General features: G+C 69.4%; 9 protein-coding genes and 1 pseudogene. 2 read left to right on the top strand and 8 right to left on the bottom strand.

Annotated elements, in window-relative coordinates:
* From QMO14_RS17820 to QMO14_RS17810, 3 genes and pseudogenes are all read right to left on the bottom strand, one after another.
* A pseudogene (locus QMO14_RS17820) lies at positions 1-171 on the bottom strand (LysR substrate-binding domain-containing protein); the annotation flags it as partial.
* A 927-nt stretch (positions 172-1,098) separates the two neighbouring features.
* On the bottom strand, positions 1,099-2,016 hold the full coding sequence (locus tag QMO14_RS17815) for a lipopolysaccharide kinase InaA family protein (protein ID WP_301508749.1): 918 nt from the start codon (positions 2,014-2,016) through the stop codon (positions 1,099-1,101).
* An 82-nt stretch (positions 2,017-2,098) separates the two neighbouring features.
* Entirely contained in the window at positions 2,099-3,412 is a 1,314-nt protein-coding gene (locus QMO14_RS17810; RefSeq protein WP_301508748.1) for a hemolysin family protein, read from the bottom strand.
* Positions 3,413-3,435: 23 nt separating this feature from the next.
* On the opposite strand from QMO14_RS17810, the gene QMO14_RS17805 reads away from it, so the two are divergent.
* The gene (locus tag QMO14_RS17805; protein ID WP_301508746.1) at positions 3,436-4,281 is read left to right on the top strand and encodes a symmetrical bis(5'-nucleosyl)-tetraphosphatase; all 846 of its coding nucleotides are present in this window, start codon (positions 3,436-3,438) and stop codon (positions 4,279-4,281) included.
* An 18-nt stretch (positions 4,282-4,299) separates the two neighbouring features.
* Here QMO14_RS17805 and QMO14_RS17800 read toward each other — a convergent pair whose 3' ends face one another.
* Complete coding sequence (locus tag QMO14_RS17800) at positions 4,300-5,016, bottom strand: GNAT family N-acetyltransferase (protein WP_301508745.1); 717 nt, start codon at positions 5,014-5,016, stop codon at positions 4,300-4,302.
* Between the two features lie 131 nt (positions 5,017-5,147).
* Between QMO14_RS17800 and QMO14_RS17795 the strand changes: the two genes are divergently transcribed.
* Entirely contained in the window at positions 5,148-6,650 is a 1,503-nt protein-coding gene (locus QMO14_RS17795) for a PLP-dependent aminotransferase family protein (protein ID WP_301508744.1), read from the top strand.
* Here QMO14_RS17795 and QMO14_RS17790 read toward each other — a convergent pair.
* The 4 genes from QMO14_RS17790 to QMO14_RS17775 form a co-directional block, all read right to left on the bottom strand.
* Positions 6,647-7,525, bottom strand: coding sequence for an AraC family transcriptional regulator (locus QMO14_RS17790; RefSeq protein WP_301508743.1), 879 nt, complete (start codon positions 7,523-7,525; stop codon positions 6,647-6,649). The two genes, QMO14_RS17795 and QMO14_RS17790, sit on opposite strands and share 4 nt — an antisense overlap.
* Positions 7,526-7,665: 140 nt before the next feature.
* Entirely contained in the window at positions 7,666-8,355 is a 690-nt protein-coding gene (locus QMO14_RS17785; protein ID WP_301508742.1) for a fumarylacetoacetate hydrolase family protein, read from the bottom strand.
* A 95-nt stretch (positions 8,356-8,450) separates the two neighbouring features.
* The gene (locus QMO14_RS17780) at positions 8,451-9,404 is read right to left on the bottom strand and encodes an ABC transporter substrate-binding protein (RefSeq protein WP_301508741.1); all 954 of its coding nucleotides are present in this window, start codon (positions 9,402-9,404) and stop codon (positions 8,451-8,453) included.
* 17 nt (positions 9,405-9,421) lie between these two features.
* The gene (locus QMO14_RS17775) at positions 9,422-10,249 is read right to left on the bottom strand and encodes a class II aldolase/adducin family protein (RefSeq protein WP_301508740.1); all 828 of its coding nucleotides are present in this window, start codon (positions 10,247-10,249) and stop codon (positions 9,422-9,424) included.
* Positions 10,250-10,352: the final 103 nt, after the last annotated feature.

Below are 10,352 nucleotides of genomic sequence, written 5' to 3'. Positions count from 1 at the left end.
CTTCGGCGTGCCGTGCTTCTTCAGGTAGGCGGGCGAAGCGACCATCACCCACGGGTTGACGCCCAGGTAGCGCGCGCCCAGTGACGAATCGGCCAGCTTGCCCATGCGGATGGCCACGTCGATGCCCTGCGCGATGAGGTCCACGTAGCGGTCCTCGAAGCTCAGGTCGAGCAGCGCGGCGTAGGCGTCGAGCGCGTGCAGCACGCCGCCCACGCGTTCCTTTTCCATGCCGGTGGCGCTCATCACGCCGGCCAGCGCCTCGAGGCTGGGCACGGCCTTCTCGGTGAGCGCGACGATGCCGGCGGCCACCGCGCAGGCGTCGTCGGGCGAGTCCATGCAGATGACATGGTCGCCCAGCAGCTCGCGCCAACGGCCTTCGCAGCGGCGGCGGCGCTGCGCGTCGGGAATCAGGAAGAACAGGTGCGTGGTCTCGGCCGCGGCGGCGATGACTTCCTCGATGGGGATGTCCTCGTCGAGCTTCTCGCCGATGAGGCCTTCGATCTGGTGGCGCGAGACGGCCGGGTACGGCAGTTCGTCGCCGGTCACGAACAGGTAGCCGCGCTTCTTGCGCTTGACCCAGCAGTCCATGTCGGTGTGCTGCGCCATCACGTAGAAGGCGAGTTCATAGCTTTCCTCGCCGGTGCCGCCGCCACCGCCTTCGAGGTAGCTCCAGGTGAGCCACTGGTCCATGAGGTTGGCGGTCGATTCGAACTGGCCGACCTGCAGCGGCGCATGGTCGGAGTTCGCGTCGCCGATGGCCATGAACAGCAGCTGCGGGTCCGGCACGCCGCAATCGGTCAGCAGCTTCATGAAGGTGGGCAGCTCGCGGCGCGCGAGCGTCTGCGGGATGTCGCCCATGGAGCCGGTCACGTCGAGCGCGAAGGCGATACCCAGCGAGTTCGGATGATCGGCGTTGTCGCGCGACTCCCGCACCTTGAGCCCCTGCGGGTTCATCAGCGGATGGGTGGAGCGCTGCGTGAAGACTTCCGCGCCGGGCCTCGCGGCGCGGTCGGCGATGAGCGCCGTGTGTGCGGCGTGCGAGTAGTTTCCGTAGCCCATGGAGTTCTCTCCTCTTGGTGACTTGATTGTTGTTGCGGCTCAGGCACCGCCGCGCGGTGCCGGGTCGAAATGAACGAACCTGGGCGCGCCGAAGGCCTCTCGCGACGCCGCCGAAAGCGCCTGTTCGATCCCTTGCGCGCCGAGGCGCCGGCATGCGGCGGCGTCCTCGCTGAATTCACGCAGAACGGCAGCGAGCGGTGCCGGCGTATTGGCCCCCAGGCCAGGCTCGCCGGCCGCGCCGCCATGCAGCACGGCGCGCACGGCCCAGGCGGACTGCATGAGGTCGCGAGCCGCGGCCGCATCGTGAGTCGCCCCGTCGGCCTGCTGGGCGCGAGACCAGCCGACGAGCAGCACGCCATGGTCGCGTGGATGCACGAGCGCATGCGCGGGCGACAGGTCGCGGTGCGTCCAGCCGGCACCATGCACGAAGGCCAGCACTTCCAGCATGCGGCGCCAGATCCAGACGGCATGGCGCGGGTCGATGCCCTGAGCGTTGGCCTGCTGCACGTCCTGCAGGCTGCCCCAGAAGCCGGTCGGGTGGCGCAGCACCAGCGCCTGCCGGGAGCCGTCGCTCATTGCGCTCGCCAGTCCTTCGGCCACACCGGTGCCCAGCGGTTGCGGCAGGCGGCGGGTGAAGTAGGCCGCGCCAGGCACGGAGAGATCCTGCAGAGCCTGAAGCACGGTGAACTCGCGCTGCAGCACGCTGTCTGCCGAAGTGTCGCGCGCGAGCTTGAAAGTGACACGCGCGGGCATCGCGCCAAGGCGCTCGGCCAGCAGAACCTCGCTGTGCTCGCCGGTGGCCAGCGGCGCGAGCACGCGGTAGTGCGCACCGCGCCACGCAAGAATGCGCCCGCCGGGCACATCGGCATTGGCCCTGCGCCATGCGGCACGGAAGCTCTCACGCTCGACGATCTCCTGGCCGCGCACCACGGTGGCGCCGCAGTAACTGCAGTTCACCGTGCGCCAACGGGCGGCGCGCGGCAATGGCGCGGAGCATTGGGGACAGCTGAGAGCCTGCAGCGACAGCATGGCCCGCGCCCTACTCTTCCCTGGGCGGCGTGGTCGGATCGGGCGAGGCCAGCACGCGGTCGATGCGGCGGCCTTCGAGCGCGACGATCTCGAAGCACCAGCCGGCGCAGTCGATCTGCTCGCCAACCTCCGGCAGATGGCCCGACACCGCCATCAGCAGGCCGGCCACGGTGTTGTAGCGGCCGCGTTCCTCGTCGGGCAGCTCGCGGATGCCCAGGCGCGCGCGCAGCTCCGACACAGGCATGAGCCCGTCGAGCTCCCAGATGCCGTCGGGCCGCTGGTGCGCCCAGGCGTCGGTCTGCATGCCGGGCTGCAGTTCACCGGTGATGGCTTCGAGCAGGTCGCGCGGGGTCATGAGGCCCTGCACCACGCCGTATTCGTCGACCACGAACACGAGGCGGCCGGCGCGGGCGCGGAACTGCTCCAGCAGTTCCATGCCGGTGAGGGTCTCGGGCACGAAGACCGCGGGCGTGGCCTCCTGGCCGAGCACGCCGGGGTGCGCGGGGCCCAGTCGCAGCAGGTGCGCCACGCTGATCACGCCGACCACGTCATCCAGCGAATTGCGGCACACCGGGTACCAGGAATGCACCAGATTGAGCGCGCCCGCGTCGGCCACCTTCTGCAGCGCCTGCTGCACGGTGAAGGAGGCGTCGAGCCATTCGATGTCGGCGCGCGGGATCATCAGCGACGACAGGCGCCTGTCGTCGAGGTGGAACACGTTGCGCACCATCTGGTGCTCGTGCTGCTCGATGACGCCTGCGTCCACGCCCTCTTCCAGGCTGGCGGAGATTTCTTCCTCGGTCACCGAGCGGGCTGCGTTGGCGTCGATGCGCAGAACCTTCAACGTGGTGGCGGTGGCGCCGGCCAGCAGCCACACGAAGGGCTTGGCGCCCTTGGCCAGCCCGCGCATGGGGCGCGACACCCAGCGCGCCACCGGCTCGGGGTAGAGCTGGCCGATGCGCTTGGGCACCAGCTCGCCGAAGATGATGGTGAAGAAGGTGATGCAGGTGACGACCGCCGCCGTCGAAACGATGCTGGCCGTGCCCCGGCCCATGCCCAGGCCTTCCATCCACACGCCGAGCGGTTCCGCGAAGGCCGCCTCGCCCACGATGCCGCTGAGCATGCCGATGGAGGTGATGCCGATCTGCACCGTCGAGAGGAACTGCGTGGGCGATTCCATCAGCTTCAGCGCGGCCACCGCGCCGGCGTCCCCCGTTTCGGCCAATGCGGCGAGGCGTGCGCGCCGGCTGGTGGAAAGGGCCATTTCGGACATTGCGAACAACGCGTTCAGCGTGGTCAGCAAAGCCAGGAGGAGGACGTCCATGAACTGAGGGAGAGAATGGGGGAATGGCACTTTACTTGATTGGCGACCTGCAGGGCTGCGACGCCCCCTTCCAGCGGCTGCTGCAGAAGATCGATTTCTCCCCCAGCCGCGACACCCTCGTGCTGCTGGGCGACCTGGTGAACCGGGGCCCCGATTCGCTGGCCGTGCTGCGCCGCGTGCAGGGCTACGGCGCCTCGGCGCTGAGCCTGCTGGGCAACCACGACCTGCACCTGCTGGGCGTGGCGCATGGCGCGCGCAAGGCCGGCCGCAAGGACACGCTGGGCGAGCTTCTTGCCGCGCCGGACGCCGAGGCGCTGCTCGAATGGCTGCGCCGGCAGCACATGGCGCTGCACATGCGCATAGGCAGCGGCGACCTGCTGATGGTGCACGCGGGCGTAGTGCCGCAATGGACGGTGGGCCAGACGCTGGTGCTCGCCTCCGAGGTCGAATCGGTGCTGCGCGGCCCGGCGCTGGGCGAATTCCTGATGTCGATGTACGGCAACGAGCCCGCCCGGTGGAGCGACACGCTCACCGGCAGCGCCCGCCTGCGCGCCATCGTCAACGCGCTGACACGGCTGCGCTTCTGCACTGCCGACGGCGTTATGGAGTTCGAGGCCAAGGACAGCGCCGCCACCGCGCCCGAGGGCTACATGCCGTGGTTCGACGTGCCCGGGCGCAGGACGGCCAATGCCACCGTCGCCTTCGGCCACTGGTCGACGCTGGGCTGGCTCTCGCGGCCAGACCTGCTTTCCACCGACACCGGCTGCGTGTGGGGCGGCTGCCTGAGCGCGGTGCGCATCGGCGCGACGCTGGACGAGCGCGAGCTGATCCAGGTCGAGTGCGAGCAGGCGCAGAAGCCGGGCAAGTAGCCTGCCCGGCTCAGGGCATCAGGCGGATGGCAGCCTGAACTTGTCGAGCGACATGCGCTGACGCCCCTGCTCGTCGAAATTGCCGGGCGCCAGCCAGCGCTCGAAGGCGGTGCGCAACGCCGGCCACTCGCTGTCGATGATCGAGAACCACGCCGTGTCGCGGCCGCGGCTCTTGTAGACCACCGCCTGGCGGAACAGCCCCTCGTACCTAAAGCCCAGCCGCAGCGCCGCGCGCTTGGAGGGCTCGTTGAAGTTGTCGCACTTCCATTCGTAGCGGCGGTAACCCAGCTCGTCGAAGGCGAGCTTCATCAGCAGGAACTGCGCCTCGGTGGACATCGGGGTGTTCTTCAGCAGCGGCGAGAAGTTGACGGTGCCCACTTCGATGGCCCCGTTGGCCGGGTCGATGCGCATCAGCGCCAGCGAGCCCATGGCGCGGCCGCTTTGCCGGTCGATGACGGCGAAGTGCAGCGGGTCGGTGCTCCTGGAAATGCGCTCGATATATGCCCGAGTGCCATCGAGATCGGCAGGCCGCTCCACGCCGAGGTAGGTCCAGTCGCGCCCATCGGGAGCCTGTGCGTAGGCGGCGTGCAGGTCGCCGGCGTGCTTCCCGGCATCGATCGGTTCGAGCGAACAGAAGCGGCCCTCGACTGCGCGACGCGGCGGCTGGGCGCGCGGCGTCCATCCGGGCAGATCAGGGCCGATGGACTGGCCGAACTCGTTCTGGCGGGCTGACATGGATGAAGGCGCTTTCGTTGCAGAGAGAGAGAGAGAGAGAGAGAGAGAGTGAGAGAGTGAACGGCGAAGCCGAAGACCGCTAAAGTACCGCCAACGTGGCGCCGCGAAAAGTGCCATGAAAGAGCAATTTCATGGTGCCACGCTCCGATCACCCTTCACGCCCTTCCCCCTCTTCCGCCCTGCTCGACTCGCCGCTCTCCCGGGAGCCCGAAGCCGGCCCGATGCAGCGCCAGCTCCACGACCGGCTCAAGAGAGCCGTTCTCGACGGCAGCCTCGCACCCGGCAGCCGCCTGCCCGGCTCGCGCGCGCTGGCCGAGGCGCTCGGCATCTCGCGCAACACGGTCACCGCGACCTACGAACATCTGGCGGCCGAAGGCTATGTGCGGCCCGACCGGCAGGGCACCCGCGTGACCGAGCTTTCGTCGCTGGCGCCATCGAAGCGTGAGCGTGCGGGCAAGCAGCCCGGCACGCCGGCCACCGCGCAGCGCCTCGCGAAGATCGCGCCAAGCTTTTCACGCGCCGACACAGGCGCCGCGCTGCGCCCCGGCGTGCCCGCGCTGTCGCACTTTCCGCTGGCCGCATGGCGGCGCTCGCTCGACCGTGCGATCCGCAGCGGCGGCTCCCTGGCACTGAGCTATGGCGATCCGCTGGGCGAGCCGGCGCTGCGCTCGGCCATCGCGCGGCATCTGTCGGTGACGCGCGGCGTGCGCTGCGAGGCGCGGCAGGTCGTCATCGCCGAGGGCGCGCAGGAGGCCATCTCGCTGTGCGTGCGGCTGCTGGCAAACCCCGGCGATACCGGCTGGGTCGAAGACCCGGGCTACCGCGGCGCGAAGGCCGCCATGCATGCGGGCGACATGCGCATCGTGCCCATGCGCGTCGATGCCGAAGGCCTCTGCGTGAGCGAGCGCGACTGGCGCAAGCACCCGCCACGGCTGGTCTACACCACGCCATCGCACCAGTACCCGGTGGGCTCGGTGCTGAGCATCGCGCGCCGGCTGGAGCTGATCGCGCAGGCCCGGCGGCACGGCGCCTGGATCGTCGAGGACGACTACGACAGCGAGTACCGCCACACAGGCGAGCCCATCGTCGCGATGAAGGGGCTGGTGGACGACGCGCCCGTGCTCTACATCGGCTCCTTCAGCAAGACGATGTTCCCGTCGCTGCGGTTGGGTTTTCTCGTGCTGCCCGAGCGGCTCGTGTCCGCCGTGCAGACGCCACTGGAAGAGATGCTGCGCGGCGGCCACCGCTACGAGCAGCTCGCCATGGCCGACTTCATCGAGAGCGGCCAGTTCAGCCGGCACCTGGGCCGCATGCGCAGGCTTTACCGCGACCGCCAGCAGGCGCTGCGACTCGCGCTCGAAAAGCATTTCAAGGTGCCGCACGAGATCGACGGCGGCCACTGCGGCATGCACCTCACGGTTCGCCTGCCCGAGCGCTTCGACGACCGGAAGATCGCCGCCGAGGCGCTGCGCCATCGCATCGCGCCCACGCCGCTGTCGGCCTTCGCGATGCGGCCGATGCCGTCGGACAACGGGCTGGTGCTGGGCTATGGAAACACGCCGGGCGAACTCTTCGAGCCGCTGGCGAGCCGCCTGTCTCGGCTTGCGCGGGCGGCGGAACGCGGCAGCGCCTAGCCGCCCCTGCCCACCACGTGCTCGCGCCGGAAGTTGCGCGGCGTGCTTCCCACCACCTGGCGGAAGCGGCGGTTGAAATACGCCTCGTCGGCAAAGCCGCACTGGTGCGCGATCTCCCGCACCAGCAGCGAGGTGGAGGACAACAGCTCCTTCGCGCGCTCGATGCGCCGCTCGGTCACCAGGTCGGTGAAGGTGCGGTCGGTTTCCTTGCGCAGCAGGTTGGCGAGGTAGTTGGGCGAAAGGAATGCTGCCGCCGCCGCGTCGGTCAGCGACAGCGGCTTGTCGAGGTTGTCGCGCACGTAGCGCACCACGCGCTGCAATGCGTCGCGCTGCGACGTCTTGCCGTCGTGCTGCAGCGAAAGGCGCATCAGCGCGTTCTCCTGCCGCATGCAGGCCAGGCCGATGACCTGCTGCAGGATGCCGCGCATCGCCGTCTTGGCGCCGAAGCTGCGGCTCGTATTCAGCGCATGCAGCTCGTCGAGCCACCCCCGGATGCGCGCGAAGTCGGCTTCGTCGAAGGCGAAGTCGACGTACTCCTGGAACAGGAAGGGCGCAAGGTCGGGGTGGCGGGCCAGCGGCACGTCTTCCAGGTCGAGCGCGTCGACGTCGAGCTCAGGCCACAGGAAGCGCTGGTCGAAGTTGACGATGCAGTACAGCGCCTCGGGCGGATGCGGGATCACGTGCACCCGGTACGGCAGCACGAAGCTCAGGTGGCGCGGCCCGAAGGGGCGCACCTCGCCGCCGATGGACTGCTGCGAGCTGCCCTCGATGCCGATCTGGATCTGGAAGTACGCATGCCGGTGCGGCAGCGTGAGCTCGTTGCGCGCACCCTGGAAGCGGATGTCGAAATCGAGATGGTCGGCACGCTCTTGCATGCCGTAGGTTCGGACTGACGTGGGTGGGGAGGAGCGCATCGGGGCAGGCGTCTTCGTCTTTCGCCTGCGAGGGTACGCCAACTTGCGGGCCGGCGAACCGGCCACGCCCGGCAGATCCGATGGGCGCGCGGTCTTCAGGCTCAGACGACCGCGACTTCCAGCGCGCCGACGCCCGCCACGGTGCCGCGCATGCGGTCGCCGCGCTGCACGGCCGCCACGCCGGCCGGCGTGCCCGTGAAGATCAGGTCGCCGGGCTGCAGCGTGAACAGGGTCGAGAGGTAGGCGATGGTGTCGGGCACGTTCCAGATCATGTCGGCGAGGTCGCCCACCTGGCGCTGGGCGCCGTTCACATCGAGGCGGATCTCGCCCTTGGCCGGATGGCCGGCCCTGGCCACTGGCACCAGTTCGCCGCAGGGTGCCGAGCCGTCGAAGGCCTTGCCGGTGTCCCAGGGGCGGCCCATTTTCTTGGCCTCGCCCTGCAGGTCGCGGCGCGTCATGTCCAGGCCGACGGCGTAGCCGTACACGTGGCCCAGCGCATCGGCCGCGGCGATGTTCGCGCCGCCGGTCTTGAGCGCGACCACCAGTTCGATCTCGTGGTGCACGTCGTTCGACAGCGGCGGATAGGCGAACTCGCCGCCGTCGGCCACGATGGCCGAGGCCGGCTTCATGAAGAAGAACGGCGGCTCGCGGTCGGGGTTGTGGCCCATCTCGCGGGCGTGCTCGGAGTAGTTGCGGCCCACGCAGAAGATGCGGTTGACCGGGAAGCGAGCCTGCTCTCCCTGAATGGGCAGCGAATGGACGGGTGCGGGGGAAATGGCATAGGAAGTCATGCGACGACTCTACCCAGCGCAACACCGCGCCCCGGGGACGCAACTACGCGAGTCTTGGACTCAGCTACGGTCCCGCGCAGCGCTTGCGGTCTCAGTCAGCCGGCCACGCCGAAGCCGGTGTCGAAGGTGCCCTTCACGTCCAGCGGCTGCTTGATGAGCCCCACCTGCCGGTAGAAGTCCGCCGTGCCCTGCTGGTCGGCGATGACCTGCGCGTCGATGGCCACCCACTTCTGCTGGCGGCGCTCGAACTGCAGCTTCGCCGCCTCGGGCGGAATGCCGATGATCCGCGCCAGTGCCGCCGAGTAGGCGTCGACGTTGCGGTACGACCAGAGCTGCGCCTTCACCACGCGCTGCAGAAAGTCCTGCAGCACCGGCCGCTTGGCCGCGATGGCGCTGTCGGTGGCCGCGAGGTAGCTCAGCCCCGGCAGCAGCCCGCGCCCGCTGACCAGCACGCGCGCATGGCGGCTCACCTCGGCCAGCGCGGTGTAGGGCTCCCAGGTGGCCCAGGCATCGACCGAACCCTGGGTGAGCGCGAGCTTGGCGTCGGCCGGCGCCAGGAAGCGCAGGTTCACGTCCTGCGGCTTGAGGCCGGCCGAGGTGATGGCCTTGAGCGTGACGTAGTGGCCGATGGAGCCGCGGTTGGTCGCGACGCTCTTGCCCTTGAGGTCGGCGGCGGTCTTCAGCGGCGAATCGGGCCGCACGAGCACGGCCGTGCCGTAGGAGTCGGAACGGTTCGCGCCGATGGCCTTCACGCGCGTGCCGGCCGCCAGCGCGAAGATCAGCGGCGCATCGCCGATGGGGCCCGAGTCGACGGCGGCGGCGTTGAGCGCCTCCGCCAGCGGCGCGGCGGCCGGGAACTCCGACCACTGGATGTCGTAGTTGAGCCCTTCGAGGCCGCCGGCCGCTTCGAGCAGTGCGCGCAGCCCGCCTTTCTGGTCGCCGGCCTTGAGCACCGGACGCGCCTGGGCGAAGGCCACACTGGGCACTGCGACGGCAGCGGCGACGGCCGCACCCTGGACGAGAAAGCGGCGGCGGGAAGCGAAGTTCATGTGGATGGCGCTCCAACTCACAGCAGCAGTTCCGGCTCGGCCTCGACCAGGCCTACATAGAGGCTGTCGAAGGAATGGATGGCGCCCTCGGGCCCGCCGATCTGGTCGTGCGTGTGGCGAGCGGTGGCCTCGTCGATGGGCTGCGTCTTGCCGGCGGCCTCGGCCAGCAACTGCGTGTGGCAGGCGTTGTCCAGCGCGATGTACCACCAGGCCGCGGCTTCCACCGTGGGGCCCGCAGTCAGGATGCCGTGGTTCTTGAGGATGGCGCCCTTCCTGTCGCCCAGCGCCTGCGCGATGCGGTCGCCCTCGCTGGTGTCGACCACCATGCCGGTGAAGTCGTCGAACAGCGCCACGTCGTCGTGGAACACGCAGCTGTCCTGCGTGATGGTGTCGAGCTTGCGGCCCAGAGTGGACCAGGCCTTGCCGTAGGTCGAATGCGTGTGGGCGGCGGCGATGATCTTCGGGTTGTGCTCGTGGATGGCGGCGTGGATCGCGAAGGCCGCCTTGTTCAGCGGCCTGTCGCCGATGACGGTCTCGCCCTTCGAGTTGACCAGCAGCAGGTCGGACACCTTGATGCGCGAGAAATGGATGCCCAGCGGGTTCACCCAGAAGTGGTCGGTGAGTTCCGGGTCGCGCGCCGTGATGTGGCCCGCCAGCCCCTGCGCGAAGCCGAAGCGCGCGAACAGGCGGAAGGCGCCCGCGAGGCGCTCCTGCCGGTGGCGGCGCTCGGCCTGAATGGTGGTGCGCGGAGGAACCGGGTCGAACCAGTACTTCTGCTTCGGGTTCGGGTTGAGCTTCAGCGGCTGCGAAGCCGCGCTGCGGTCGATGGAAAGAACTGCGCTCATGGGGTTTCCTGGGTTGTCGGTTTTTTGCTCCTTCCCCCTCTGGGGGAAGGTCGGGATGGGGGCATGACGGCTTCAACGCCGTGACAGTGTTCGAGGCCGCTTG

It is taken from the genome of Variovorax sp. CAN15 (assembly GCF_030462475.1).
Classification (GTDB): domain Bacteria; phylum Pseudomonadota; class Gammaproteobacteria; order Burkholderiales; family Burkholderiaceae_C; genus Variovorax.
The sequence above is the reverse complement of the archived record's forward strand: the minus strand, read 5'-3'. Positions and strand labels throughout refer to the sequence as shown.

Bases quoted from the DNA above. Each gene is read 5' to 3' on its own strand.
- QMO14_RS17810 (WP_301508748.1), bottom strand. From the start codon at position 3,412: ATGGACGTCCTCCTCCTGGCTTTGCTGACCACGCTGAACGCGTTGTTC.
- QMO14_RS17805 (WP_301508746.1), top strand. From the start codon at position 3,436: ATGGCACTTTACTTGATTGGCGACCTGCAGGGCTGCGACGCCCCCTTC.
- QMO14_RS17800 (WP_301508745.1), bottom strand. From the start codon at position 5,016: ATGTCAGCCCGCCAGAACGAGTTCGGCCAGTCCATCGGCCCTGATCTG.
- QMO14_RS17795 (WP_301508744.1), top strand. From the start codon at position 5,148: ATGGTGCCACGCTCCGATCACCCTTCACGCCCTTCCCCCTCTTCCGCC.
- QMO14_RS17790 (WP_301508743.1), bottom strand. From the start codon at position 7,525: ATGCAAGAGCGTGCCGACCATCTCGATTTCGACATCCGCTTCCAGGGT.
- QMO14_RS17785 (WP_301508742.1), bottom strand. From the start codon at position 8,355: ATGACTTCCTATGCCATTTCCCCCGCACCCGTCCATTCGCTGCCCATT.
- QMO14_RS17780 (WP_301508741.1), bottom strand. From the start codon at position 9,404: ATGAACTTCGCTTCCCGCCGCCGCTTTCTCGTCCAGGGTGCGGCCGTC.
- QMO14_RS17775 (WP_301508740.1), bottom strand. From the start codon at position 10,249: ATGAGCGCAGTTCTTTCCATCGACCGCAGCGCGGCTTCGCAGCCGCTG.